Source organism: Curtobacterium salicis (genome assembly GCF_011759505.1).
GTDB classification, from domain to species: Bacteria; Actinomycetota; Actinomycetes; order Actinomycetales; family Microbacteriaceae; genus Curtobacterium; species Curtobacterium salicis.
The window spans coordinates 465,420-491,773 of sequence record NZ_JAAOYO010000003.1 but is presented as its reverse complement, the minus strand read 5'-3'; the positions used below and the strand labels follow the sequence as shown (position 1 = coordinate 491,773).

The following is a 26,354-nucleotide window of genomic DNA, read 5'->3' as shown; positions in this document are numbered from 1 at the left end:
CTCCGGCCCGTCCGCCGTCCGCCCGTTCGCTCCACACCGGAAGAAGGACCATGCCCGCACCATCCGCCGTGTCGTCGCGCCTCGACGTCGAGCTGCCCGAGTGGCTCGTCGTACCGCGGCCCGAGGACGTCACCACCGCCTGGCGGACCGAGGTGGAAGCGCTGTTCACCGTGATCGCCGAGGTCGACCGAGGCGAACACGGAGCGCTCGACGATGACGACGGTGCGCTGTTCGCCGGGACGCGGCACGTCGACACCCGCGCGACGATCGAGGACCTGCTCGCCCCCGCCGCATCGCTCGGTGACGGCCAGTGGCTCGTGGCCGGTCTCGGCGTGCCGGACCGGTGGCCGTTGCCGGTCGTCGTCTCGGTCGAGATCGTGGACCTGCTCGCCCCCGCCGACCTGCTCACGCTGGCCGGGGCGACGGGTGGACTACCGACCGATCCGCCGCAGGTCGACGAGTTGCCCGAGGGCCTGGGCGGCGAGGGGCCGGTCGTCACCCGGTACGACATCGACGACGACGGGGCGATCTGGGCCACGGTCTGCGCCGTCCGCCGCCAGGACGGCATCGACACCCGCGTGCTCTGGCGCACCCGCGACCTCGACGTCGTGCCCGTCTTCGCCCCGGCGGTCGTCGCCCTGGTCGGCTGCGTCGTGAACGAGGTGTCCGCATGACCGCCCCGATCTCCTCGTTCCTCATGGTCGTCCCGCCGGGATGGGCACGCCTGCCCGCACGGGAGGACGACCGGCAGGCCCTCGCCGCCACGGTCCGCGAGGTCGTCGCCCGAGCACTGCCGGACACCCTGCCGCGCGACCGCGCCGAACCCCTCCGCCAGGAGATGCAGAAGCGCCTGCTGTCGACGGTCGTCGAGGCGGGCGACACCGGCGCGACGGCGGTCTACCTGCCCGTGCAGCCCGTCGACGGGTTCACGCCCCCGGTGTCGATCATCGAGAGCGAGGTCGACGACGAGTCCGACCAGGCGCCGGAGCAGGTCATCGCCGAACTGCTGGCCGACGCCCTGCCGGACCGGCACGACCGACAGGACCCGGGCCTCCGCGAGGTCGACGGTGGCATCGCCGCCCGCACCGAGACGCAGCTCCGTCGCGCCGTGCCGGACGAGGTCGCGGGTGAGCTGCCCGTCGTCGACGACCGTCAGGTCGTGTACACGATCCCGGTGCCGCACCGACCGGGCCGCTGGGTGGTCATGTCGTTCTCGGCCATCAGCGCGCCGCGCGACGAGCCCGCTCCCAGCACGGGCCAGCGGCCCGACGTCGGCACCGACGAACGGATCACCGACGCCCTGGTGATGCTGTTCGACGCGATGATGACCACGTTCCGCTGGACCGACGTCCCCGACGTCGAACCGACCCCGCTCGAACTCCGCCTGGCCGAGATCGGTGGCACCGCGTGACCTGGGACTTCCTGCACCCGGTGTCCCACCTGGTGCTCACCTGCGCGGCCCTGCTGTTCGCCGCCACCCTGGCCTTCGTCGTCCCGGTGATGGTCGCCCTCCGCCGCGGCACCGCGACCGACGCCATCGCCTGGGCCGACCGGGTCCGCCGCGACGACGCGACCCCGTGGGCCGTCGACCGTGTGCTCCGGAGCGTCGAGGCCTCGTGTCGCGTGGCCGGCGTGGTGTTCCCCGGGTTCGTGCGTGCCGCCGTCGGGGCGACCGTCCGACTCGACCTGACCTCGCCCACGGTGGCCCCGCCCGAACCGTGGACCGCCACCGCGGACGGCCGCTCGTGGTCCGCTCCGATGCACGCCCTGCAGGCGGTCGCCCTGACCGAGGACGCCTCGGCCGCGTTCGCGACCGTCGTGGGACTCGGCACCGACGAGGACGGCAGCGTCCTGGTCGACCTCTCCGCGGTCGCCGGGGTCGTCGCCCTGGGCGGGGACCGCGCCGCCCGGGTCGCCCTCGCCCGCCGGGTCGTCGACCAGGTGCGCACCGACCCGTGGTCCCGGACGACGCCGGTCCTCACGGTCGGCGTCCGCGCCGACCTGTTCGGACCCGCGGCGTCCGTGTCCGTCGCCGAGGCGGTCGCGACGGTCGCGGCGGACACGACCCCGGGCCTCCTGGTCGTCCAGAGCCTGCCCGGCGGTGCGGACGGCCGCGAACTGGTGCGTCTGCTCGAGCGGCCGAGCGGCCGCTGGGCGGTCCTCGCGATGCAACCGAGTCCGCTCGCCCGCTGGACGCTCGAGTGCCGACGTGACGGCACGTCGACCTCGGCGGAGCTCGGGACGGTCCGGTGGACGGACCTCGGGCTGTCCGAACCGGTCGTCGAGGAGTCCGGCACGGCCGCTCCGGCGCCGACCGGGACCGCCCCGGCGCAGACGGCCAGCGCCTGATGCAGGTCGTCGTCACCGTCGTCGACGACGTCACGGGCGTGCGCTCGGACGTCCTCATCGACGCGCCCGGATCCGCCACCATGCGCTCCGTCGTGGACGCGCTCGCCCGCCGGACCGGTGGCACACCGCTGCCCGCCGAGGCCGGTGACGCCGACGTCCGGTTCGCCGACAGCGGCCTGGTGGACGGCGCCGTCCTGCACATCGGCGCGGACGCCGACACCGGTGCGGGGCGAGGTCTGGTCGACCTGCTCGTCGCCGGTGGCGTCGGGGCCGGCCGGTGCGTCCGGGTCGGCGTCGGGACCGTCCGCCTGGCGTTCACCCCGGACAGCGACACGCTCACCGGTTCCGAGACGGCGGGGCTGGCCGGCCTGGAGGCACGGATCGCCTTCGACGGCACCGTCACCGTCCGCCTCGCCCCGGCCCTCGTCGCCGAGCCGGACCCGGACACCGACGACGACGGCCCGTCCGCGACCGAGGGTGCTCCGGACGGCGCCGCGCTGCCCGAGGTCACCGTCGACGGCGGACGGATCGGCGACGAGTGGACCGAGTGGGAGCCGGGCGCGGTCCTCCGGGTGGCCGAGACGGCACTGACCGTCCGTCCGGTGGCCGTGGTCGACCGGATGCTGCTGCGGCCGCCGGACTCCGGCCAGCTCGACTTCAACCGGCCGCCCCGCCTGCTGCCGCCGCTCCGTCCGACCGCGTTCCGGATCCCGAAGCCGCCCGTGCCGCCGCAGCGGTCGGCACTGCCGTGGATCATGGTGTTCGTGCCGGCGATGTTCGGCATCGTGATGGCGACCGTCTTCCACTCGCCGTTCTACCTGCTGTTCGCCGCGATGACGCCGATCATGGTGATCGGCCAGACCGTGACCGCGCGGAAGACCGGCAAGAAGAGCCACCGCAAGGCCCTGGCGGACCACGCCGACCGGGTGCGGGCGATCGAGGCCGCCGTCGCCGGAGCCGTGCTCGCCGAGCGGGACCAGCGCCGCGAGGACTCCCTCGACGCCGCGGCGCTCCGGATCACCGCGACGACCCCGACCCGGCGGCTGTGGGAGCGACGGCCGACGGACGCCGACCACCTGCACGTCCGCGTCGGCATCGGCGACCTGCCCGCCACCGTCACCGTGGAGGACGAGCGCGACCAGGACCGCCTGGGCCAGGAACCCCGGTGGACCCGCGGTGTGCCCGTGACGGTGCCGCTCGCCGAGGTCGGCGTGGTCGGCATCGCGGGGCCCGGCACCTGGCCCCGCTCGGTCGGACGCTGGCTGCTCGGCCAGCTCGCCGTCACGCAGTCCCCGCGCGAGGTGCAGTTCGTCGTGCTGACGTCGAAGGCCGCCGTGCCGGACTGGGCGTGGACGGTCTGGCTCCCCCACGTGCGACCGGTCGACGGGCAGGAGGCACTGGCCCTGGTCGGGTCGGACGCCGAGACGATCGGCCGTCGCCTGGCCGAACTGACGCAGGTGCTCGCCGAGCGTCGGGCCGAACGGCAGAAGCACGTCAACAGCCGGCGTCGGTTCTCGCCCGAGGTCGTCGTCGTGCTGGACGGTGCACGGCGGCTCCGTGCGATGCCCGGGGTGGTCGGACTGCTCCGGGACGGGCCCGCCCTGGGCATCCGACTCATCTGCATCGACGAGGAGGAGTGGCAGCTGCCGGAGGAGTGCGTCGCCACGGTGCTGCACCGCTCGCCGACGCAGCTCGTCCTCCGCCGCCAGATGTCCGCGCCGGTCGACCTCGTGCTGGCCGACCGCGTCGACGACGACTGGTTCGACGAGGTCGCCCGGGCGCTGTCCCCACTCCGCGACACCTCGGGCTCGGGCAGCGACGGCCTCGTGCCCGACAGTGCGCGGCTGCTCGACGTGCTCGACCTGCCCCAGCCGACGGGATCGGTGATGGCGGCCCGCTGGCGCTCCGGCTCCCCCACGACCTCGGCGGTCGTCGGCGTCGGCATCGACGGGCCGTTCGCCCTCGACCTGGTGCGGGACGGCCCCCACGGGCTCGTCGCCGGCACCACCGGGTCGGGCAAGTCCGAGTTCCTGCAGACCCTCGTCGCCTCGCTCGCCGCCGCCAACCGGCCGGACCGGATGACCTTCGTGCTCGTCGACTACAAGGGCGGTGCGGCCTTCAGCGTCGCCTCGGAGCTGCCGCACACCGTCGGGCTGGTCACCGACCTGGACCAGCACCTGGTGGAGCGGGCACTCCGTTCCCTGCGTGCCGAGCTGACCCGCCGCGAGCACGTGCTGGCCGCGTCCGGGGCGAAGGACATCGAGGACCACGAGGCGCACCTGGCCCGCGGTGGGTCGGGCGAGCAGATGCCCCGGCTCGTGCTGGTCATCGACGAGTTCGCCGCGATGGTCACCGAGTTGCCCGACTTCGTCGCCGGGTTGATCGGCATCGCCCAGCGCGGTCGGTCCCTCGGCGTGCACCTGATCCTCGCCACCCAGCGCCCCGGTGGCGTGGTCGGTCCGGACATCCGCGCGAACACGAACCTGCGCGTCGCGCTCCGGATGACGGACGGCGGCGAGAGCACCGACGTCATCGACGTGGCCGATGCGGCACGCATCCCGAAGAGCGTGCCCGGACGGGCATACGCCCGGTTGGGGCACTCGTCGGTCGTGCCGTTCCAGTCCGCCCGCGTCGGTGGACGATGGGCCGGAGAAGCGGACGCGAGTGCCGTCCTGCCGTTCGTCCGCGTGCTGGAGTGGCGGGACTTCGCGATGTCGCCGCCCGAGCGACCGTCGAAGTCCGGGCCGGGGTCGGCGGCGACCGACCTGTCCGTCCTGGTCGGCGCGATGCGGGACGCCCGGGAGCAGATGGGCATCGGCCCACTGCACTCGCCGTGGCTGCCGCCGCTGCCCGAGCTGCTCCCCCTGTCCACGGTGGCCTCGGCGTCCGTCGGAGGCACGTCATCCGGCGTCGATGCCGATGCTGCTGTCGGCGAAACCACCGTCGGGGGTTCGGCGCTGACCTTCGCCTGGGGCCTCGAGGACCTGCCCGACACCCAGCAGCAGCGTGCCGCGACCATCGACCTCGAGCGTTTCGGCCACCTCTACGTCGTGGGTGCCCCCGGCTCCGGCCGGTCGCAGGCGCTCCGCACCCTGGCTGCCTCGGCAGCCGGTTCGATCGCCTCCAGCGACCTGCACCTCTACGTCGTCGACTGCGGCAACGGCGCCCTGGCGTCGTTGCAGTCCCTGCCCCACTGCGGGGCCGTCGCCCAGCGCACCCAGGTGGAGCGTGCCTCCCGGCTGATCGAACGGCTGACCCGCGAGATGGCGCGACGGCACGACGTGATCGCCGCGGCCGGGGCCGCGAACATCACCGAGCAGCGGATGCTCGCCGCCGTGGCGGACCGCCTGCCGCACGTGCTCGTCCTGGTCGACCGGTGGGAGAACTTCACGACCACGCTCGGCGAGTTCGACGGCGGGTCCCTCACCGAGGCGATCCAGTCCCTGCTCCGGGACGGCACCGGAGCCGGCATCCACGTCGTGATCTCCGGCGACCGGACGCTGCTGACCTCGCGGATGTCGACGCTCACCGACGACAAGATCGTGATGCGCCTGACCGACCGGCTCGACTACTCGCTCGGTGGCATCAACCACCGGCAGCTGCCGGCCGCCATCCCACCGGGCCGCGGCTTCCGTGCGGACAGCGCGACCGAGCTGCACGTCGCCACCCTCGGCGAGGACGTCTCGGGTCAGGGGCAGACCGCTGCCGTCCAGGCGCTCGCGCGACGGATCCGGGCGGACGAGGAGACGCGTGGACTCCCCCGCATCCGGCCGTTCCGGGTCGACGCGCTGCCGAAGGACCTGGACCTCGACGGCGCGCTCGCCCTCGGCGGGGCGCCCGCGCCGGCACCGATGGTCGCGGTCACCGGCATCGGCGGCGACGACATGTCGCTGCAGACCGTGGACCTGCGCGAGGGCGGCGGCACCTTCGTGGTGGCCGGGCCGTCCCGCGCCGGCCGATCCACCATGGTCGCCGCGATGGCGCGGTCGCTGCTGGCGGGCGGGACGCCGATCGTGGTCTTCGCACCGAGGCCCGGCGCCGTCCGCGACCTCGCCGGCCTGCCCGGTGTCCTGGCGACCGTCACCGGGGACGACGTCACCGCGTCCGACGTCGAGGTGCTGCTCGGCCGGCCCGGCGTCGTGCTCGTCGTCGACGACGGTGAGCTGCTCATCGACTGCTCCGCCAAGGCGGAGCTCCGCACCTTCGTCCGCGGGTTGGCCGACAACGGGCAGGGGCTGGTGCTCGGGGGCAACACGACCGGGCTGGCCTCCGGGTTCGGCGGGTGGCAGGTGGACGCCAAGAAGAACCGTCGCGGTGCGCTGCTGTCGCCGCAGGACACGCTCGCCGGGGACCTGGTGGGCGTGCGGATCTCGCGCTCGTCGCTCTCGTCACGCGTGCAGCCCGGTACGGCGCTCGTGCACCTGGGGACGGGCATCGCCTCGACCGTCCAGGTGCCGATGGTCACGGCTGCGACCCGGACCGGTTCGATCGACGTGTCGTCCTCCGTCGTGGCCGTGTCCTCCGCCGTCGCCGTGTCTTCGGCCGGTGACGGCGTGTCGGCGGCGGCCGGGGACGTCCTGGAGGCGCGGGCCGGCTGAGCAGGTCCGGCCCCCGAAACACGACTGGCTGGTTACCTCCTGCCCCGGTCTGCCCACCTGGGAGCCAGCCGAGTGCATCGGGACGCCGAGACCGTTTGTCAAGTCGGTTCTGCCCACCGGGGGCCTCGGAAGGGAACCTTCGACTCCCACTTGAAGCCGAGTTCTCCACACACGGTGTGGAACAGGAAAGCCCCGGTCAAGTGTCGAAAGTGTGTTCCCCAGGGCAGTTCTCCACAGCTGAGTGCACAACCCTCCACACAGGAGTCCGGCGTGTTCCACGATCTCTCCACAGAGTTGTCCACAGGGCCGTTTGCTGGGGATAACTCCGTACCCGTAGCTTGTGCGAGCGACTCGGGGATGTCGGTCGCCCGGGGTAGAACTGCTCGGTGGGGAACGGTTCACCGAGCCGTCCGCCAGCACCGCCAAACACTGAGGAGCACGTGTGTCGATCGCGCATCTGGACCCGGCCCCCCGGGAGTACGCCGAGCGGAACGCCGACCGGACTCCCCCGCACGACATGCTCGCCGAGCAGTCGACCATCGGCGGCATGATGCTGTCGAAGGACGCCGTCGCCGACGTCATCGAGACCGCCCGCGGCGTCGACTTCTACATCCCCAAGCACGAGGTCATCTTCGACGCGATCCTCTCGCTGTACTCGCACGGCGAGCCGACCGACGTCATCGCCGTCACCGACGAGCTGACGAAGACGGGCCTGCTGTCCCGCGGCGGCGGCGCCGAGTACCTGCACAGCCTGACGAGCATGGTGCCGACCGCGGCGAACGCCGGCTACTACGCCGCCATCGTCGCCGAGAAGGCCGTCCTCCGCCGCCTGGTCGAAGCCGGCACCCGCATCGTCCAGATGGGCTACGCCAGCGAAGGCGAGGTCACCGACCTCGTCAACAGCGCCCAGGCCGAGGTCTACAACGTCGCCGGCGGCGTGCAGACCGAGGACTACGTCCCCCTCACCGAAGCCATCGGCACCGCCATCGACGAGATCGAAGCCGCCAAGGGCCGCGACGGACAGATGACCGGCGTCCCCACCGGGTTCGCCCAGATGGACGCCCTGACCAACGGCTTCCACCCCGGACAGCTGATCATCGTCGCCGCACGACCCGCACTGGGCAAGTCGACCCTGGCGCTCGACCTGTGCCGCTCCGCAGCGCTCAAGCACAACCAGACCGCCGCGTTCTTCTCGCTCGAGATGGGGCGCGCCGAGATCGCCATGCGCCTGCTGTCCGCCGAGTCCAGCGTGCCGCTGCAGAACATGCGCAAGGGCACCGTCGACGCCCGCGACTGGACCACCATCGCGCAGACCCGCGGCCGCATCAACGACGCCCCGTTCTTCATCGACGACTCCCCGAACATGACCCTCGTCGAGATCCGCGCCAAGTGCCGTCGCCTCAAGCAGCAGCACAACCTGAAGCTCGTCGTCATCGACTACCTGCAGCTGATGACCTCCGGCAAGAAGGTCGAGAGCCGCCAGCAAGAGGTCTCCGAGTTCTCACGTGCGCTCAAGCTCATGGCGAAGGAGCTGCAGGTGCCCGTCATCGCCCTGTCGCAGCTGAACCGTGGGCCCGAGCAGCGTGCCGACAAGAAGCCGATGATCTCCGACCTCCGTGAGTCCGGGTCGATCGAGCAGGACGCCGACATGGTCATCCTGCTGCACCGCGAGTCCGCGTACGAAAAGGACAACCCGCGTCAGGGTGAGGCGGACCTGATCGTGGCGAAGCACCGTAACGGGCCGACGGACACCATCACTGTTGCGTTCCACGGGATGTTCTCGCGGTTCGTGGACATGCCGCAGTAAGGGAGTTGTCTGTGAACGGACACGCAAAGTGTCGTCGGCTCACGAAACGTGTCGCCGGCAGCTCGGAGCGACAGATTGCCTGACCATCGCGTCACGCCTGCAAGACACGTCGAGCCTCTCAAAGGCGTTTGATGACGCTTGACAGACGGGCATGTTTTTTGTCCTGTATCCCGTCAACTGCGAAGAGCCCTTTCACCTCGGGGCAGCCGAGGCCTCAAAGGTCTGAACGCGCACCACAACAACCGTCGACCCCACGCACGACGCCGGCGACCGGCCGCCAGTGTGAACCTCTCCGCCAGCGTCAGCAACGTCGCGGCCTCCCGAAGCGCCAGGCGTGGATCGTCGGATACCACGGATAACCTAAAGCCTCGTGGCTATCGCAACCGTTGGCGCCTCCGCTGAATCGGCGCTGACGACGCGAAGATGTGTGGCCACCTACTCAGTCCCTCTTACGTACGGAGCGCGCTATGACTGGTATCGACACCTCGCTAGCGCCGCGAGGAGTCCTGGCTGCGCAACGTCTCGTGATGGCTGCTGCTGAGCACGGAGACTTGGCCGAGCGTCACTATCTCGAACTGAAGAGCATCCTCGATCTGTCCACGAAGAAGGACAAGGAGAAGATTGCCAAGTTCATCCTCGGCGCAGCGAACCGCATGCCGGAGACAGCAGCGGCTGCCTTCGAGGGCTACGCCGCGATGGTGATCGGCGTTGGCGGAGGTTCGATCATGGGTATTCCGCCGATCGAGATGATGGAGATCGCAAAGATCGTCCAGCAGTACGTCGGTGCAGCCGGCCCTCGCTGGGACATCGTGTGGGTGCCAATCCACAACGCCACGAATCAGGTACTGGTCGTGCTGGTTGACCCGCCTATGCCCGGACAGGGGCCCTTCCCGTGCCGCAGCAGTGGTGACTCGCTGACCAACGGCCGCATCTACATCCGGGCCGATGGCGAAACGCGCGAGGCGAATGCTGACGAAGTCGACCTTCTTATCCAACGTGGAAGCGCTGCGTCGAAGGTGGAGGTCGACTTCGCGGTAGAGGTGCTCGGGGAGATCTCGCCGATCAGTCACGACGACGAGCGAACGATCGATGAGTATCTGAGCCGACAGACCGCTCGGCTGCTTGGCGCCCTCCCGACTCCGCAGCCGCCCACCACCGTCGACGATGATTATCCGGGCAGCTCTGGCCGTACGGCGCTTATGGGGCTCAACGGGATCTCATCGATCGTGAGCGCAATGCTGATCCCGGAAGAGCGAACCGAAGAGACCTATCGTGCCTCCATCGATGCTTGGGAGGATCGTTTTCGCGCTGCATGGTCCTCGGCGCGCGCCCGAGTCGCGGCTAGCTTGCTCACCCCGATCATCGTCAAAGTGACCAACCGGACAACCGTGTTCTTCCACGATGTCGAAATGAAGCTTCATCTCGAAGGCGAGGTGTTCGCGACAGCATTCGTGGATCCGGAGTGGGCAGATGACTTCTCGAATCTCGAGCTTCCACGCCCTCCACGCATTTGGGGACCGACCCAGCGGACGCTCGGGGTTCCGGACTACTCGCACCTTGCCTATATGCATCCCTCGACGCCGGGTCAGTCTTTCCCGCCGTCTGTCAGCTTCAAGAACGGCGGATCGGTAGATCTCGATCTCGACATCGGCGAGCTTCGACCGCTCGGGAGCTACGAGTCTGAAGACGAAGAGTTCGTACTCTTCGTGGCGGATGCCTCTCTCACCGCCATCCACGGCACTTGGCAGCTGACGGCCCGCGACCACAACGAGGTGTTTAAGGGCGAGATCTCGATCCCGGTCGCGAGCCCAGTCGACGTAACGAGCGCAGCAAGACGTGTGCTTCTTCTCCAGGACGAGGAGGAATAGCCGATGGCGAGCGTAGGAAGTCAGATCGCGTCTGCCGCCACGACTATCTCGGAGAATATCGAGGAACTCGCCGGCAACCGAAAGCTAATGTCGAAGAATGTCATTAAGCAGCTGCGCGATCTAACTGAAGGCGTCATCGTCCGCGCACACACGAAGTCGGATGACACGACGTACGATCACGATGCGATCAAGGCGGGGACATCCTGGATTGGCTCGTCCGGGAAGAAGTTCGTTTTTCTGCACCGGTTCCACAAGCTGCTGCAGCAGAGCGAGTCGCACTACACGTTCGACGGTGACGTCTCCGAGCGTTTAATGCTGAAGTACTATACGTACCTCCTTCGCATCCGCGCTCTTCTTCGAGACGAGTTCGGGCTGGACGTCCTCGCGAATCTTGAAGACTTCCCGGTGGATCTGGATCCATCGCTTCGCGAGTATCACGAGAAGATCGCAGAGCGGATCGATGCCACGGCGATGTTGGCTCCCGGCGAGGGTAAGGAGGACCACTTCTACGTGCAGTCCGTGAGGCCGTTCGTAACGGGTGGCCGCATCCTTTACGAGGTCACCTTCACGAGCATCACTGATAATACAAGCAAGTTCGCCCGCATCATTGCGTTCACGGACATCGACATGACGTCGCGCTATGCCGCTCACCTGTTCCTTGTCCACGACGAGATTATGGTGCTCGGGCGCAAGATGCCGATCACTATTATTCGTGGTTGGAAGGTGGCGATCCGACCCTGCGAGATCCAGCACCTCGCCGAAATCTTCGGCAAGGAGACGTCGTCCAGTCGGACGAATGAGTACAACGCGCTCATGCGCTACCTCACCGAGGTCGGCGCGAGCTTGCTCGATCTCATGGACATGGATCAGGCCCAGTACGACCGCATCAAGGCATTTGCCGTTGCCACTGCGAAGCCACCTCGAATCTTCCCGATGCTCGATAGCGTGCGCTCGTTAGTGCAGTCGAAGGCTCCAGGCACCAATATCGTCCGGTATCTGATGCTGGAGATGAACAACCGCGTCATCAAGCTGCAACAGGATGGCCGACCGAACCGGTATCTGTCGAATCTCCGGCTAACGTCTCGTGCGAGTCCATTTGACTCCATGCCATTCGCTGCCAGCCCCGCCGGCCACGTACCGCGCATGGCGGACCTGTTCGAAGCTCTCGACACCTCTGGCCGCGAGCACGAGCTCCTCGGCCGACGGATACGAACGAACGTGGAGCAAGAGGGTCGGCTCTATACGTCTGTCGACGATCTGGCTGGCTTAGACGACCTCGACGCCCTGATCAAGCGGCACAACGACACCCTGCCGCCGACCCCTCGCCATGCAGGACGCGCGCTCGAGAAAGACAAGGGTCATGTCTTCATGCATCAGTACGAAGATGACACGGTCGGCATCGTCGAGCGCCTGCAGGCGCTGGCGGACAGCGGCGTAAGCGGACACGAGCAAGCGGTCGACCGCTGGCTCGACGAAACGCCACTGAAGGTAGACGACGAGTCGAAGCGCGAAGCTCTGAAGTCGCTCTTCGCGCGATCCCGCGTCGCCTTCATTTACGGAGCCGCAGGCACTGGCAAGTCCACGATGGTCAACTACATCGCCAACTACTTCGGCGAGAACTCCAAGCTCTTCCTCGCACACACCAACCCTGCAAAGGCCAATCTGGAGCGCAAGGTCGCTGCCCAAAATGCCGAGTTCCGTACCATCGCAAGCCACCTGGGTCGCGGGGGCGGGGGTAGCTACGACGTGCTCGTCATTGATGAGTGCAGTGTCGTCAGCAACGCTGACATGATCAAGATTCTGGACAACACCAACTTCCAGCTGCTCGTTCTCGTGGGTGACGTCTTCCAGATCGAGGCGATCCAGTTCGGCAACTGGTTCAGCATCGTTCCGGAGTTCTTGCCAAAGCAGGCGGTTTTCCAGCTCACGAAACCATGGCGCACCAGTGACGAGGGCCTGCTCGATTTCTGGGACAAGGTGCGAAACCTCGAAGACGGCATCGAAGAATCAATTGCGCATCACGGCTTCTCCGGGGTGCTCGATGATTCCCTGTTTACGCCGCTTCGAGAAGACGAAATCATCCTCTGCTTGAACTACGACGGACTCTACGGCATCAATAACATCAACCGATTCCTTCAGGCGGGTAATACAGGCAATACAGTTACCTGGGGTGCCAGCACGTACAAGGTCGGAGATCCGATTGTCTTCGGAAACTCCGGTCGATTCGCGCCGCTGATCCACAACAATCTCAAGGGTCGAATTGTCGATGTTCAGGTCGATGCGGGTCGAATTCAGTTCGACGTGTGGCTCGATCGCAATTTCTCCGAGCTAAGCGTGTGGGGCGTCGACGATCTCGAGTACGTCGACGAGTCCGTCGTTCGGTTCAGCGTCTATCTGCCTGCTAACACTGACGCCGACAGTGAAGACGACCGCAGTACTGTGCCGTTCCAAGTTGCTTACGCCGTCTCGATTCACCGCTCACAGGGCCTCGAATACGACTCCGTGAAGGTCGTCATTACCGACGCCAACGAGGACGATATCTCGCACGGAATCTTCTACACAGCGATCACCCGCGCTCGCGAAGAGCTGAAGATCTACTGGACCCCTGAGACCCAGGCCAAGGTCATGAGTCAGCTCGACCCGAAACGAAATGGGAGCGACGTGGGTCTGATGAAGGCACGACGTGGCCTAAAGCGCCTCCCCTAGGTCCGCCGACCCATGATGGCGACACTCAGGCTGCGGGTGTGAATCCGTGGCTCGCGTGGATCAGGCCAGTCGCGGCGAGAGCGTGGCGCCCAGTCAGTCACCGGTCTGGTGCGCTTCGCGAATGTGGCGGAGGCCAGCGGAGAGCGCTTCGTCTTCGGACCGCTGGCCGCGCAGCACATCGCGGATGAGTTCCACGAGAAATTGATCCCGAAGCTCCAGGTTGTTATCGAGACCCGAAGCGCCGACCGCCTGTCGGAACGCCCTGTCGCACCGCTTCGCACTAGAAGCCCGAGCTGTTGCGTCGAAATGTGCGGTGTCGCGGCGGTCGACTGCCCCCTGCAGGTCAACACCCCAATGCGTTGTCTCCACCTGGTGCCCGGGATCGGAAGGTGCATCGGGATCGAGAAGGCAGGCCTCGTCGTCGATTAGGACTGTGATGAACGCGACCGCCTCATCACCGCTCATCCGTCCCTCGGCAACCCACCGGGCGAGCTGTCGTGCGTAGGGGTCGATGACCTGGCGGACGACAACTGTTAGCCTCGTGGACGTCGAGTGCCTCTTGATCCGCGGGTTCAGAGAACTTGGCAGCGCTTTCGGTTCTTGGGATCCGCGACACATCGCACTTTCCGACCGCAAGTGTGCGGAAGGCTGCTCGCAGCGGATGACGCGCTTGAGAGGAAGCCAATATCTCGGCATTGGAAATGGAAGCGGGCGTTGCGCGGCAGTTCGCGACCCGCGGCGTCACTTTCATCGCAGGTGCAAGGGGTCCGGAGATCCCCGACGTCCTGGTGACCATCTATGGTGCGGTGGACGGGAACCCGCTTAGAGTTGATTTCCACGGGCCGAAGGGCGTGAGTGACGGCTCGTACATTGTCCTGATATTTGACCTTCGCACGAAGAACGAAGTCGGTAACTCGTCGAACTCGATCAGTTTCGACCGTGCCCTCGATGGCATGGACTGGCGGAACGTGATTGGTGCCCTGACTCACTGACCCAGTGGTGCCGTGTTTGCCGCATTCTCGCGGATAGTGGCTCCTTCCTCCTGCCTATTCACCGAGCACGCCTGCCAAAAAGTTCCAGGTGGGCCAACTTGTCGAGGAGCGAAAGTCACGCGAGGCCATCACGATCGTGATGATCACCGTGCACCCGACGAACCGAACCGTTGACGGGGATGACGGAGGTATTTACGGCGATCCCGTCACGCTTTAAAAAGCGGCGCTTGTGTTTGCCGATGATCTCCCCGGACACCGACGAGGAGATCGCAGCCCGGAACGCGCAGCTCCTCGCGATGTGATGAGCAGGCCGCAGCGAAGTGATCGGCAGGCCACTCTGCGCTGCGACGGGCTCCGCCCGGTGGTCGGTCGACTACCGGGTGCTCCGCTCGTCCGTGTCCGTGTCCGGGTCGACGCTCGGGTCCAGGCTCGGGCGCGCGAGCTGCGTGGCGAAGAAGTCGGTGAGCCGGTCGAGTGTCTCTACGATGACCGATCGATCGCGGCCCGCGACGAAGTCGTGGTCCGACCCGACGAAGACGTGGTGCTCCGTGTGGACGCCCCCGTTCCGGAGCTGCGCGACGAGCTCGGCCGCCTCGGGGGCGAGCGTGTCGTCACCGCCGGTCAGTACGAGCGTCGGCGGCATCGCCTCGGGTAGCGCGTTGTCGCGGGACGGGGACGCGAGCGGCTCCTGCTGGCGGGCGGTGTCCGGGAAGTACGCCCAGCCGACGAAGCGCTGCACGAACGGACTGATCGCCGGGCGACGGACGTTCGACGTGCGGTCCGTGCGCATCACGTCCGTCACCGGGACGACGAGCGCGACGGCCAGGGGACTCGGCAGCGACGCGGCATGCAGCTGTTGGCAGACGTTGATCGCGAGTTTTGCTCCAGCGCTGACGCCGCTGAGCAGGAGCCGAGACCCGGACCGCCCGGCTCCGATCTCGTCCTGAAGCCACCGCGCGATGTCGTAGGCCTCTTCCTCGGCGACCGGGTACTGCACACGCGTGCCGGTGTCGTAGTCGGGCAACACCACGACGGCACCCAGCCGGTCGGCCATCGCTCGGGCGATGTGGAGGTCCTGCTCGGGGTACCGGTTGACGAAGCCGCCGCCGTGCAGCTGCATCACGACCGGAGCGTCGGTGACGTCGACGGCGGGGCGTTGCACCACCGCGCGGACCGTGCCGTGCCGGGTCGGGATCTGGAGGTCCGTCGGGGCGGGCAGCGGCGTGCTCGGTCCCGGCAGGCCGCGCGGGGATCCGGCGCGGACGCGGGACCCGACTTGTGCGAGGGCCCAGAACATCGGGCTGCGAGGACGGCGGACGGTCACGCCTCCACCGTACCGAGCGGGCGGGCGTCAGAGCCGTCGGTACACGGTCATGGTCTGGCCCGGGCGTTCTGCGACGTCGAACGACGTGAACGCCAGACGCTGATCCTCACCGTCGACCAGACGCACGCGCTTGATGCCGGCCCCCTCGGTCCCGATGTCGTACCGCGGCCACCAGAGGTCGGCCTCCGGGCTGGCGCTCCGCAGTTCGGCCTCGAGCTCCGCGAAGGACGTGCGACCCAGCTGTCGTCCGGCGCGCGTGCGCAGCCGTGCGAGCAGGCTCTGCGCCACGTCTGTCCAGTCGGGCAGGACGTCGCGAGCGTCGGGGGAGAGGAACACCCAGCGGACCAGGTTCGGGTGCTCGTCGTCCTTCAGGGCGCCCCGGAACAGCTCGGCCGCGGAGCGGTTCCACGCAAGCACGTCGAAGGTCTCCCCGGTCACGTAGGCCGGGTTCGGGTCGAGCTGGTCGACGATCCGCGCCACCTCGGTGTCCAGCTGCTGCGCCGTGACGCGATCTGCGGGCGGCTCCGTCGCGATCGCGAACAGGTGGGTCCGCTCGGCACCGCTGAGTCCGAGCGCCCGGGCGACTGCGTCGAGCACCTGGTGCGACGGGCGGACGTCGCGGCCCTGTTCCAGGAAGGTGTACCAGGTGGGGCTGATCCCGGCGAGCATCGCCAGTTCCTCGCGACGGAGGCCCGGTGTGCGTCGCCGGGGCGAGCCCGGCATCCCGACGTCCTCCGGAGGTGTGCGCTCGCGACGCGCCCGCAGGAACGCGCCGAGTTCCCGGCGCTGCTGCTCGCTGACGTCGCTCACGCCGGTCCTTCCCTGGTGGTCTGGGTACCAGTATGCGGCGGCTCTGGATGCTGTCCCGGAAGCGCCGGAGACTCGGGACATGCAGGCATGGACACTCGATGAACTCGGCTCGGCGCTCACCCTCGAGGAGGTACCCGACCCCCTGGTCCGGAGCGGCGGCGTGGTGCTGCGGATGCTCGCGGTGCAGGTGCCCGCCTACACACGGGCGCTCGTCGAGGGCGGACGCGGCGTCATCGCGACCCCGACGGTCCTCGGTATCGGTGGCATCGGGGTGGTCGAGGAGGTCGCGGACGACGTCACGACGGTCCGCCCGGGGGAGACCGCACTGTGCACGGGCTTCCTGCGGAGCGGTCGGGTCGCCGACCCGGAGGAGGTCCTGCTCGGCTGGACCGGGATCGGCGGTCGCGGTGTCACGACGGCGACCACGGACCGGATGCGGCGGGTGTGGCGCACAGGGACCTTCGCCGAGCGCGCCCTGATGCCCGGGTCGGCGGTCCTCGCACTGCCCGGAGCGGATGTCCACGCGGACCCGACGAAGCTCGCGTTCCTGCCGTGGTTGAGCGTTGCTGCGGGTGCGGTGGAGCGCAGCGGGATGACGGCGGGGGACCGAGTCGTCGTGCTCGGCGCGAGTGGCCAGATGGGCGGAGCCGCGGTCCTCGTGGCGCTTGCGCGTGGCGCTTCGCGAGTCGTCGCGGTCGGGCGTGACGCCGCCAGCCTCGACCGCCTGGAGACCCTGGACAGCCGGGTGGGTGCCGTACGGTCCGTCAGCGGTCGCGCTGGCGACGCGGCGGCGATCAGCGCGGCGCTCGGCGGGGAGGCGGACGTGGTCATCGACGCTCTCGGTCCGACACCGACTTCCGATCTGACGATGGCGGGGTTCGACACCGTCCGCACCGACGGCACGATGGTCCTCCTCGGGGGAGTTCGTCAGTCCCTCCCCATCCCGTACGACCAGCTGATGCGCCGCCGGATCACGCTCCGCGGGTCGTGGATGTGCTCGGAGGAGACCGCGTTCCGAGTGTGGCGTCAGGTCGAAGCGGGCGTCATCGACCTCAGTGCCCTCGACGTCCGCACCGTCGGGCTCGAGGATCCCGAGGCAGCGCTCACGCAGGCGGAGCAGAGCCGCGGGTTGTCGATCCTGGCACTCACCCCCCGACCATGATGAGCACGGCCGGCAGGTCGGGGCGGTCACGAAGTACCGGCGACCCGCCCTCGGAACACCGCCGGCGACACCCCGACGTGCCGCTTGAACGCCGCACTGAACGCGCTCTCCGAGCTGTACCCGAGGGTGAACGCCAACGCTCCGACGCGGGTGTCACTCGAGCGCAGTGCACGCTGTGCCAGCAGCATCCGCCAGGCGATCAGGTAAGCCAGCGGGGGAGTCCCGGCCGCTTCGCGGAAGCGTGCCGCGAACGTGCTGCGGGACATCGATGACGCGCGGGCCAGGTCCTCCAGGCTCCAGCTCCTGGCGGGCCCGTCGTGGATCAGGTCCAGCGCGGGCCGGAGCTGCTCGTCCGCCAGGACCTTGAGCCACCCGGCTGGCAGTTCGGCGTCGTCGGCGAACCCGCGGATGACGTCGAGCACCAGCAGCTGCGCGTACTGCCGCATCGCGAAGTCCGACCCCATCCGCTGGCCGGTGATCTCGTTGAACAGCCGTTGCACGTGGCCCCGAGCGTGTGCGCCCACCGTGCTGTCCACACCGACGTGCATCAGGGGAGGCAGGACGCGCAGGAGCAGTTCCCGTCCGGTGGCGTTCAGGTCGATGCGGCCTCCGATGACGACGTCCACGTCGGTCGCGGCCACGTCGGCGTCAGAGATCCTCGATCCCGCGGTGGGCGGCTCGACGATCGCGGGTGCTTCCGGGCCGTCACCGCCGTCGAGTGTCAACCACGACCTCCCGTTCAGGACGGCGACGTCGCCGGCGACGAGGCGGACCGGTGCTGCGGCCCCCTCGGTGTCCAGCGTCGCCCACCCACGGACGACGGCGATGAACTTCAGGTCGTCGTCGATGACGCTCTGGGTGTGCCACCGGCCCCGCAGGGCCGAGCTGCCGGATACGACCCCGCGGACCTCGATCAGGTCGAGTACCTCGGACAGGCGATCGGCAGGCATTCCTGGACTCTAGGACATGGAAAGCGGACGCTGCATGATTCCGGATGCGACGGCCGACCTGGAGGCTGGTCTCCGGACCAGGCGCCCCTGGTCATGACGTCACGTCGCCGCTCGGCGGCACGAAAGGGACCCCACATGACCGCACCACTGATCACCCTGGTCACCGGAGGTAACAAGGGCATCGGCCGCGAGATCGCCGCACAGCTCGCACGCCTCGGCCACACCGTCGTCATCGGCGCACGGAGCCTGGAGCGTGGGGAGGAGACCGCGGCGGAACTCCGGGCCGACGGAGGCGAGGTCTCGGCCGTCGCGCTCGACGTCACCGACGCCGCCTCGGTCGCCGCCGCCGCGGAGCACGTCGCCGAGGCACACGGCCGGCTCGACGCCCTGGTCAACAACGCCGGCATCAGTCACCAGCCCGGCGCCGACTTCGCCGGCCAGCTGCCGCGCTCGGCCGACGTCGACCACGTCCGAGCCGTGTTCGAGACGAACGTCTTCGGCGTCATCACCGTCACGAGCGCGTTCCTGCCGCTGTTGCGCCGTTCGGCATCGCCCCGGATCGTCAACGTCTCGAGCAGCGCGGGGTCGCTGGCGGCCATCTCGGACTTCGGCAACACCGACCCGATCGCCCTCGGCTACGTGCCGTCGAAGACCGCGCTGACGGCCGTGACGATGATGTACGCCCGCGACCTGGCCGCGGAGGGCATCCTCGTGAACGCCGTCTGCCCGGGCTTCGTGGCGACGGACCTCAACGGCCACCGCGGTCTGCTCACCCCGGCAGAAGGAGCCCGGTCCGCCGTGACGATGGCGACCATCGCCGCCGACGGGCCGACCGGCACCTTCACCGACGTCAACGGACCGGTGGCCTGGTGACGCGCTGCGGGGGAGTGTCCGCGCCGCCTGCGGCTGCGCCGCCACCGCAGACGCCCCTCAGCTGAACCCGTCGAGGGCCGCCGTCAGCGTCGCGCTCCCGCCCGGCCCACCGTGCCCCTCGTCCTCCACGATGGTGAGCGTGCTCCCCGGCAGCCCCTGGTGCAGTCGCCAGGCGGCGACGGCGGGCCCGCTGATGTCCCGCCGCCCGTGCACGAGCGCCGTCGGGACGTGTGCGATGCGGTCCAGCCGTGCGAGCACGGCCTGGTCGCCCGGCAGGAACCCGTCGTTCGCCCAGTAGTGCGTGACGAGGGTGGCGAAGCCCTCGCGGAGCTCCGGACCCAGGTGACCGTGCTCGCGGAGGCCGGGGTCGTCGAGGGAGACGTGGACGTTCTCCCACCGGTCCCAGGCCTGCGCGGCGTCCGCACGTGCCTCCCGGTCGGTGCCGGCCAGGCGACGCGCGTACGCGTCGACGACGCGCTCACCCGGGAGGCGCTGGCCGGCCTGCTCGAACGCGTCCCACTCCGCCGGGAACACGCGTCCCACGCCCTCGGTGATCCAGTCGACCTCCTCGCGGCTCGTCGTCGTGACGGCCATCAGGGCCAGCGCGCGGACGCGCGCCGGGTGCTGCTGCGCGTACGCGAGGGCGAGGGTGGTGCCCCACGAGATCCCGGTGACGACCCAGTCCTCGATGTCCAGGTGCTGCCGGACCGCCTCGATGTCGGCGATCAGCCGCTGCGTGGTGTGGTCGGCGAGACGGTCACGGGACTCGGTGACGAGCGGCCGGCTGCGGCCGCTGGCGCGCTGGTCGATGCCGATCAGGCGGTACCGGGTCGGGTCGAAGTGGGTCCGGTACCAGCCGCTGCCGAGCGAACCGCCGGGGCCGCCGTGCAGCCAGAGCGCGGGGACGCCGTCGGGGGAGCCGGACTCCTCCCAGTACAGGGAGGTCCCGTCGCCGACGTCGAGCATCCCGGAGGCGGTGGGTTCGGTCCTCGGGTAGGGCATGGCTCGACGGTAGCGTCACGGTCCGTGGCCGGCACGCGCTGCGCACGGCAGCACCGTCGGAGGTCGCCCGCATGATCAGGGGGTGTTCATCCCGACCAGAGCTGCCGGCCTCGACGCCCTCGACGAGTTCGTCCCGCGCGCCGGCCGGGACTACGCCCGCGACCGCAACGCCGACCTCGGGGCTTCGCGGACGAACGTCTCGGGTTTGTCGCCGTACGTCCGGCACCGCCTGGTGACCGAGCACGAGGTCGTCGCGGCCGTCCTCGAACGGCACAGCCTGCCGGCCGCCGAGAAGTTCGTGCAGGAGGTGTTCTGGCGGACCTACTGGAAGGGCTGGCTCGAGCAGAACCCCGAGGTGTGGCGGCGGTACCGGCGCGAGGTCGACGAGTTCGCGACGGGGACCCGGCCGGCCGGCTACGACGACGCGGTCAACGGCCGGACCGGCATCGACGCGATGGACGCCTGGGCGCGGGAGCTCATCGACACGGGCTACCTGCACAACCACACGCGCATGTGGTTCGCGAGCATCTGGGTCTTCACGCTCGGGCTGCCGTGGCAGCTCGGCGCCGACTTCTTCTCCGGCCACCTGCTCGACGGCGATGCCGCGTCGAACACGCTGTCGTGGCGGTGGGTCGCAGGGCTGCAGACCGCCGGCAAGACCTACCTGGCGTCGGCGTCGAACATCGCGCGGTACACGGACGGGCGGTTCTCGCCGGGTGGACTGGCGACGACCGCCCGGGCACTCTCCGAGGAGCCGTTGCCACCACGCACACCGGTTGCATCCGAGGACGTTGTGGGGACCATCGGCGAGCGGGTCGGGCTGCTGCTCCACGAGGAGGACCTGGAGGCGTCGAGCCTGCTCGCCGAGCACCCTCGGCTGTCCGACCCCGTCGCGACAGCGGTCTCCTCGGACTCCGCCGCGCGGTCACCGTTCGCGGTCTCGGACCTCGTCGAGGCCTTCACGGCGACCGCCGTCGACGACGCGGCCGAACGGACGCTGGACGCGAGCGGCCGTCGGGCGCAGGTGCTGGGCGACACGCTGCCGTCGACGGTCCTGCGCTGGGCGGAGTCCGAGCAGCTCGACACCGTGGTGGTCCCGTACGCGCCGGTCGGGCCGGTCCACGAGCGCCTCGGCGCACTGCGTGCCGCCCTCGCGGCGGAGGGTGTCGGCCTCGTCACCGTTCGTCGCCGGTGGGACAGTGCGGCGTGGCCGTACGCGTCCCGCGGGTTCTTCCCGTTCCGCGAGCGCATCCCGGCGCTCGTCCGTGAACTGGTCGTGGACTGAGCTGTCCGCACGACCGGACTCATCTGACGGCAGGGCTCGACCGTGGCGGCGCGGTCAGCCGTGCAGGGCGTCGGCGAGGGTGAGGCGGTCAGGGAGTTCGTCGCCCTCGTCCATGCCGCGCCGGAAGTCGCTGCGACCGTCCTCGCCGACGTACACACCGGCGGCCCCGCCGGTGACGAAGTACTGGCTGGCCAGGTCGCCGTCGAGTGCGGACGGGCTGAGGTAGAGCAGGTACGTGCTCCCCTCCTCGAGGAGCATCCCCGGGTCCGACGACCGGGCGGTGCCGTGCTGGCGGACGACGACCGTGGATCCCGCCGGGTGGTCGGCGTCGGTCTTGGCGGTGTCCACGACCCGGACGGTGGACAGTGTGGTGGAGCCGGCGTCCGCGACGTCGTCCGCGACCCGTTGCTCGCCGACGGTTCCGGTCACGACGAGGGAGCTGTCGTCAGCCATGCTGCTGACGGAGTCGTACATCCGCGCCCGTGAGCCGCTCGACTCGGACGAGCAGCCGGCGACGGTCAGCAGGCCCGCGGCGAGCAGGGCCGCAGCGGCGAGGGTGCCGAGCCGGAGCCGGGTCACGGCTCGCTCCGGGTGGGCCAGTCGCTCGGGTCGGGCCAGTCGCTCGGGTCGGGCCAGACCAGCCGGAAGCGCTCGCAGACGACGGGCATGTCCGGCGCCCAGCGCCGCGGGTCCTCGGAGTGCTCACGCCAGTAGCGCTCGTGCGAGGCCCGCCAGTAGTCCAGTGTCCGGTCGCCCTCACCCTCGGCCCGAGCGTGCTCGGCGTCGACCTGGTCGAACGACACGGTCCGGACGTCCGTCGTCACGATGACCGCTCGGGGCTGACCGGCTCCGTCGAGGACGACGCTGTGTTCACCGACCTCGGGCAGTGGGTCCGCGGTCGCCTCGTAGTCCCAGCGCGACGACGCCGTGCCGTCCTTCACGCCGGCGAGGACCAGCGCGAGCAGTCCGTCGGCATGCTCGGGCGTCGCGCCGAAGCCCCACGCAAGGGGGACCTCGCCCGGCAGGTCCGGCGACTCCAGACGGCGGGCGGCCCAGAAGGCAGCCACGGAAGGCGACGGTGCGTCCATGACGCGACCCTAGCGCGCGCACGGCCTCGGCAGCCGGCGGGGCCCCGTCGGGTCGGGACCCCGCCGGCCCAGAGCGCGCCGCCGCCCCTCCGCGACGGTGCACTCGCCCACGCGGGACGGCCGTCGGGTGTGCTGTCGCCCGGGTCCCGCGGGTCGGCCCGTGCCGGTGCGGCACGGTCGAGCTCGATCGGGTGGCCGGGGTCCAGGGTCACTGCGCGGAAGGCTACGCCGATGCAGCCGCATGCACCAGGGGTGGTGACCGCTCTCGTCAGCGGCTCGGCCACGGCTGGTCAGCGGCTGGTGCGCGGCTGGTCAGAGGGCCGCAGCGAGGAACCGCAACTGGTCCGGCGCCACCCGCCGCCAGTACGACCAGTCGTGCGCCCCGAGCGTGAAGCTCGACTGCGGCGCCGGTGTGATGCGGTGGACGAGCTGCTCGTCGCCGGGGCAGAAGGCGTCCGCGGTGCCGCAGGTGATCCGTGCGTGCAGGGCCCCGAGCGCCGCCGTCCGGGTCGTCAGGTCGTGCTGCGCGAAGTCCTTCGCGCTGTCGAACGCCCCCGAGGCCGCCCGCTGCGGGGTGGGCCAGAGCGCCACCGAACTCGCAGCGACGGCCCGGACGCGCTCCGGTCCGAGCGTGCTGCCGACCAGGAGCGCTCCGTACGCCCCCATCGACCAGCCGAACAGCCCGAGCCGTCCGACGTCCAACCCGCGGTCGTGCAGCAGGGGTAGGAACTCGTCGACGAGCATCCTGTGCGGGTCACGACCTGCGGCGCGGGGGTGCCAGTAGTCGTTCCCGCCGTCGACGGAGGCGATCGCGACGGCCGGCTCGCCCGCTGCCCGACCCGCGGCCTGGAACCGGTCGAGGTGCATGCCGTGGTCGAAGCTGCTGCGGTGGTCGCCGCCGTACCCGTGCAGGGACACGACCACCGGCAGTGGGTCACCCTCTGCAGAGCCGGGCGGGTAGCTGATCGTCCACCCCGTCTCCGCGCCACCACGGGCGGCCGAGGCGAACGAACCCTGGAGGCGTCGGCCGGCCTCGGTGGTCGGGACGACGCCAGCCGGTCCGGTCATGCCGAGCGCCCGTTCGGCCGATGCCCGTCCGGGCAAGACACCCTGCTCGACCAGGACGGCGCCGGCTGCAGCGGCGAGGACGGCCGATCCGCCGCCGATGAGCAGCGTGCGTCGGGACAGTGTCGGCATCGGACCCCTCTTCCGGTGTGGATGCCACGACGTTCCCAGCGCGGACTGGAGAGGTCCTCACGACACGCTGCGGGACCGCTCAGCCGGTGGCTCTTACCACGGATCCCCCGCGAGGAGCGCGTTGCCATATCAGTTGCCATCACGTACAAATGAGGACGTTGAAACATCAGCGTTCAGATCCGTTCGATCCGGCGCTCCACCGATCCCCGGGAGGGACGACCGTGCTCACCACCATCACCCCGATCGCGACCCGGATCGACCCGGCCGACGTGTCCCTGCCGCCGACCCGCTCGATCAGCCTCGGTCGGTGCCACCAGCCGTCCGACGCCCCACGCGAGTCCCTGCACCGCGTCGACCGACCGGCGGCAGTCCGTGGCTGACCGGCACGCGATCAGGGCTGCTCGCGCCGACCCGGCGCAGTGGCGACGGCACGGGCTGACGCCGCCGGAGGACCTGGCAGCGATCGTGACGGCCCGTCTGTGGGAGCCGAGCGAGCCGCGCTACTCCGACTTCTTCCGCGCCGAGCCCCGCATCCGCTGACCGGCCGTCCGGTCCGTGCCCTCCGTCCGGGCAGCTCGCAGACCGGTCCGCGTCGCCGTCCGCTCAGCCCGCCGTCTTCCGGTAGGCGCTCAGGCTCGTCGTGTGCACCGCCGTCGGGTCGTCGAGCAACCGCAGGTCGTAGGCCGCGCAGTCCCCGAACGTCCCGATGCCCGGCGTCCCCTCGGTCCGCTCGAGCACGCCCTTCGAGGGTCCGTCCGACCCGATGCCGGCACGGTGCACCATCCACTCGATGTCCATCGCGTCGTCGGCCAGGTACCGCATCACCGCCTCGTTGTCCCGGTGCTGGCCGTCGTAGCTGCGGGCGACCGTGTTCCGGATCGCCCAGAGCACCGGCGTCAGCCGCGCGTGCGGCGGGGCGCTCAGGGCACCCGCCTGGTAGAGGAACCGGCGGACCCCGGTCCGGCGCATCGCCGGCACCAGACGGTGGACGAACGCCGTGTTCACCAGCGCGGTCCGCTGCGCCTGCACGTCGCCGAGTAGCGAGACCACCGAGTCGACGCCGTCGAGCAGCCCGTCCAGGTCGAGCTCGTCGGTCACCGACCCCTGCCGCACGTCGAGGCCGGCACGCGGGGGACCGGCCTTGGCGGGCGTCCGGGCGAGGACACGGACGCGGTGTCCGGCCGCGAGGGCGAGATCCGTGAGGTGTCGCCCGGTCTGCCCGGTCCCGCCGAACACCAGGATCGTGCGCTGCGACTCCATCAGGCGTCCATCCCGACGACGACCTTGGTCGCCGAGACGCCGTCCCGGAGGGTCTGCAGGGCGGCGGGGAGTGCCTCCAGTCCGTGACCGACGACCGTCGGGTCGGGTGCCGGCCGGAACCGTCCGTCGGCCAGGGCCGCGGGCAGGAAGTCGCGGAAGACCGCCGGGCCGACCGGCGAGACGACGGGGGTCCCGCCCCAGATCGCGGTGACGTGCATGCCGCGGAACCGCTCGATGCGCGAGCGCACGGCGGTCACCGGGTCGGGGTAGGCGGATGCGATCCGCTTCGTGCCGGGGACGGCGCGCGCGATGCGTAGTGCGTGGCCGAGGGAGCCCTTCCCGATTGCGACGGTGCCGACGAGTCGCCGTCCGCCGATCGCGGCGACGACCTGCCGGTCGACGTCGGCGTCGCGGTAGTCGACGGCGGTCTCGGCGCCCAGGGAGCGGACGAGGTCGTGGTTCGCTCGGCCGGCCGTCGCGACGACCGTGTAGCCGCTGGCGCGGGCGAGCTGGACGGCGTTCATCCCGACGCTCGTCGACGCGCCCCAGACCAGGACGACCTCGTCGGCGCGGGAGGCCCCGAGCGTGGGGAACGGCAGGCCGAGCTGGTCGGTCTCGTACAGGCCGGCCGAGGCCGTCGCGAGTGCCAGCGGCAGGACCGCGGCACGCTCGGCGGACACGTCGGCCGGGAGGCGCGTGGTGACGCGGTCGAGGACCGTCACGTACCGCTGGAACCCGCCTTCGGACGCGCGGTTCCGGGCCTTCTCCTGTCCGGCGGCGAACGCGGTCACCCGGTCGCCGACGCGGAGGTCCGTGACGTCGGGGCCGATCGCGACGACCTCGCCGGCGACGTCGCTGCCGAGGACGGTCGGGAAGCGCACCCACGGTGAGACGAGTCGGCGGAGCGGGCCGGTGATGGCGTCGACGGGGTTCACGGCGACGGCGTGGACGCGGACGACGAGCTCGCTGGCGCCCGGGGTCGGCATCGGGGTCGGGCGGACCTCGAAGGGACCGCGGGGTCCGAGCAGCCAGAGGGCTTCGTTCGGTGGTGTGGTGGTGGGGTCGGCGGTCATGCGAGCTCCT

23 protein-coding genes are annotated in these 26,354 nt (G+C 69.9%); 13 read left to right on the top strand and 10 right to left on the bottom strand.

Annotation, left to right across the window (positions count from 1 at the left end; translation table 11 throughout):
- The first annotated feature begins 50 nt into the window (after window positions 1–50).
- The 7 genes from E9228_RS10855 (at window position 51) to E9228_RS10825 (ending at window position 13,328) form a co-directional block, all read left to right on the top strand.
- Window positions 51–674: a hypothetical protein gene (locus E9228_RS10855; RefSeq protein ID WP_166780570.1), complete on the top strand. Its 624-nt coding sequence runs from the start codon at window positions 51–53 to the stop codon at window positions 672–674.
- Entirely contained in the window at window positions 671–1,411 is a 741-nt protein-coding gene (locus E9228_RS10850; RefSeq protein WP_166780569.1) for a hypothetical protein, read from the top strand. The genes E9228_RS10855 and E9228_RS10850 overlap by 4 nt, the downstream gene beginning before the upstream one ends.
- Window positions 1,408–2,349, top strand: a complete 942-nt coding sequence (locus E9228_RS10845) for a hypothetical protein (protein ID WP_166780568.1) — start codon at window positions 1,408–1,410, stop codon at window positions 2,347–2,349. The genes E9228_RS10850 and E9228_RS10845 overlap by 4 nt, the downstream gene beginning before the upstream one ends.
- Window positions 2,349–6,947: an FtsK/SpoIIIE domain-containing protein gene (locus E9228_RS10840; protein WP_166780567.1), complete on the top strand. Its 4,599-nt coding sequence runs from the start codon at window positions 2,349–2,351 to the stop codon at window positions 6,945–6,947. The genes E9228_RS10845 and E9228_RS10840 overlap by 1 nt, the downstream gene beginning before the upstream one ends.
- 442 nt (window positions 6,948–7,389) lie before the next feature.
- Window positions 7,390–8,754 carry a replicative DNA helicase gene (gene dnaB / locus E9228_RS10835; protein WP_166780566.1) on the top strand — a complete coding sequence of 455 codons (1,365 nt, stop codon included), beginning with the start codon at window positions 7,390–7,392 and terminating at the stop codon, window positions 8,752–8,754.
- 467 nt (window positions 8,755–9,221) lie between these two features.
- Window positions 9,222–10,622, top strand: a complete 1,401-nt coding sequence (locus E9228_RS10830) for a hypothetical protein (RefSeq protein ID WP_166780565.1) — start codon at window positions 9,222–9,224, stop codon at window positions 10,620–10,622.
- Window positions 10,623–10,625: 3 nt separating this feature from the next.
- Window positions 10,626–13,328: an ATP-dependent DNA helicase gene (locus E9228_RS10825; RefSeq protein ID WP_166780564.1), complete on the top strand. Its 2,703-nt coding sequence runs from the start codon at window positions 10,626–10,628 to the stop codon at window positions 13,326–13,328.
- Between the two features lie 93 nt (window positions 13,329–13,421).
- Here the strand turns inward: E9228_RS10825 and E9228_RS10820 are convergent, their stop codons facing one another.
- A complete protein-coding gene (locus tag E9228_RS10820) occupies window positions 13,422–13,793 on the bottom strand; it encodes a hypothetical protein (RefSeq protein WP_166780563.1) in 372 nt (123 codons plus the stop codon).
- A gap of 230 nt (window positions 13,794–14,023) precedes the next feature.
- On the opposite strand from E9228_RS10820, the gene E9228_RS10815 reads away from it, so the two are divergent.
- Entirely contained in the window at window positions 14,024–14,320 is a 297-nt protein-coding gene (locus E9228_RS10815; protein ID WP_166780562.1) for a hypothetical protein, read from the top strand.
- Between the two features lie 373 nt (window positions 14,321–14,693).
- Here E9228_RS10815 and E9228_RS10810 read toward each other — a convergent pair whose 3' ends face one another.
- Complete coding sequence (locus E9228_RS10810) at window positions 14,694–15,644, bottom strand: alpha/beta fold hydrolase (RefSeq protein WP_166780561.1); 951 nt, start codon at window positions 15,642–15,644, stop codon at window positions 14,694–14,696.
- Window positions 15,645–15,671: 27 nt separating this feature from the next.
- A complete protein-coding gene (locus E9228_RS10805) occupies window positions 15,672–16,454 on the bottom strand; it encodes an MmyB family transcriptional regulator (protein ID WP_208385829.1) in 783 nt (260 codons plus the stop codon).
- Between the two features lie 79 nt (window positions 16,455–16,533).
- On the opposite strand from E9228_RS10805, the gene E9228_RS10800 reads away from it, so the two are divergent.
- The gene (locus E9228_RS10800) at window positions 16,534–17,616 is read left to right on the top strand and encodes a zinc-binding dehydrogenase (RefSeq protein WP_166780559.1); all 1,083 of its coding nucleotides are present in this window, start codon (window positions 16,534–16,536) and stop codon (window positions 17,614–17,616) included.
- Between the two features lie 26 nt (window positions 17,617–17,642).
- Here the strand turns inward: E9228_RS10800 and E9228_RS10795 are convergent, their stop codons facing one another.
- Complete coding sequence (locus E9228_RS10795; protein WP_166780558.1) at window positions 17,643–18,566, bottom strand: AraC family transcriptional regulator; 924 nt, start codon at window positions 18,564–18,566, stop codon at window positions 17,643–17,645.
- Window positions 18,567–18,701: 135 nt separating this feature from the next.
- Here E9228_RS10795 and E9228_RS10790 point away from each other — a divergent pair, with 135 nt between their 5' ends.
- Complete coding sequence (locus tag E9228_RS10790) at window positions 18,702–19,439, top strand: SDR family NAD(P)-dependent oxidoreductase (RefSeq protein ID WP_166780557.1); 738 nt, start codon at window positions 18,702–18,704, stop codon at window positions 19,437–19,439.
- Between the two features lie 57 nt (window positions 19,440–19,496).
- Here E9228_RS10790 and pip read toward each other — a convergent pair whose 3' ends face one another.
- Window positions 19,497–20,441, bottom strand: coding sequence for a prolyl aminopeptidase (gene pip, locus E9228_RS10785; protein ID WP_166780556.1), 945 nt, complete (start codon window positions 20,439–20,441; stop codon window positions 19,497–19,499).
- 82 nt (window positions 20,442–20,523) lie between these two features.
- On the opposite strand from pip, the gene E9228_RS10780 reads away from it, so the two are divergent.
- Window positions 20,524–21,726, top strand: coding sequence for an FAD-binding domain-containing protein (locus E9228_RS10780; RefSeq protein WP_166780555.1), 1,203 nt, complete (start codon window positions 20,524–20,526; stop codon window positions 21,724–21,726).
- Window positions 21,727–21,780: 54 nt separating this feature from the next.
- Here the strand turns inward: E9228_RS10780 and E9228_RS10775 are convergent, their stop codons facing one another.
- The 3 genes from E9228_RS10775 to E9228_RS10765 all read right to left on the bottom strand — a co-directional run bounded on the left by E9228_RS10775 (window position 21,781) and on the right by E9228_RS10765 (window position 24,011).
- Window positions 21,781–22,305 carry a hypothetical protein gene (locus E9228_RS10775; RefSeq protein ID WP_166780554.1) on the bottom strand — a complete coding sequence of 175 codons (525 nt, stop codon included), beginning with the start codon at window positions 22,303–22,305 and terminating at the stop codon, window positions 21,781–21,783.
- Window positions 22,302–22,814, bottom strand: a complete 513-nt coding sequence (locus tag E9228_RS10770) for an ASCH domain-containing protein (protein WP_166780553.1) — start codon at window positions 22,812–22,814, stop codon at window positions 22,302–22,304. Before E9228_RS10770 ends, E9228_RS10775 begins: the two co-directional genes overlap by 4 nt.
- Before the next feature lie 312 nt (window positions 22,815–23,126).
- Window positions 23,127–24,011: an alpha/beta hydrolase gene (locus E9228_RS10765; protein ID WP_166780552.1), complete on the bottom strand. Its 885-nt coding sequence runs from the start codon at window positions 24,009–24,011 to the stop codon at window positions 23,127–23,129.
- A 221-nt stretch (window positions 24,012–24,232) separates the two neighbouring features.
- On the opposite strand from E9228_RS10765, the gene E9228_RS10760 reads away from it, so the two are divergent.
- Together E9228_RS10760 and E9228_RS10755 are read left to right on the top strand one after the other, a co-directional pair.
- Window positions 24,233–24,391: a hypothetical protein gene (locus E9228_RS10760; protein WP_166780551.1), complete on the top strand. Its 159-nt coding sequence runs from the start codon at window positions 24,233–24,235 to the stop codon at window positions 24,389–24,391.
- Window positions 24,384–24,551: a hypothetical protein gene (locus E9228_RS10755; protein WP_166780550.1), complete on the top strand. Its 168-nt coding sequence runs from the start codon at window positions 24,384–24,386 to the stop codon at window positions 24,549–24,551. Before E9228_RS10760 ends, E9228_RS10755 begins: the two co-directional genes overlap by 8 nt.
- 63 nt (window positions 24,552–24,614) lie before the next feature.
- On the opposite strand, the gene E9228_RS10750 is transcribed toward E9228_RS10755, so the two are convergent.
- Window positions 24,615–25,271: an NAD(P)-dependent oxidoreductase gene (locus E9228_RS10750; RefSeq protein ID WP_166780549.1), complete on the bottom strand. Its 657-nt coding sequence runs from the start codon at window positions 25,269–25,271 to the stop codon at window positions 24,615–24,617.
- Complete coding sequence (locus tag E9228_RS10745) at window positions 25,271–26,344, bottom strand: zinc-binding alcohol dehydrogenase family protein (protein ID WP_166780548.1); 1,074 nt, start codon at window positions 26,342–26,344, stop codon at window positions 25,271–25,273. Before E9228_RS10745 ends, E9228_RS10750 begins: the two co-directional genes overlap by 1 nt.
- Window positions 26,345–26,354: the final 10 nt, after the last annotated feature.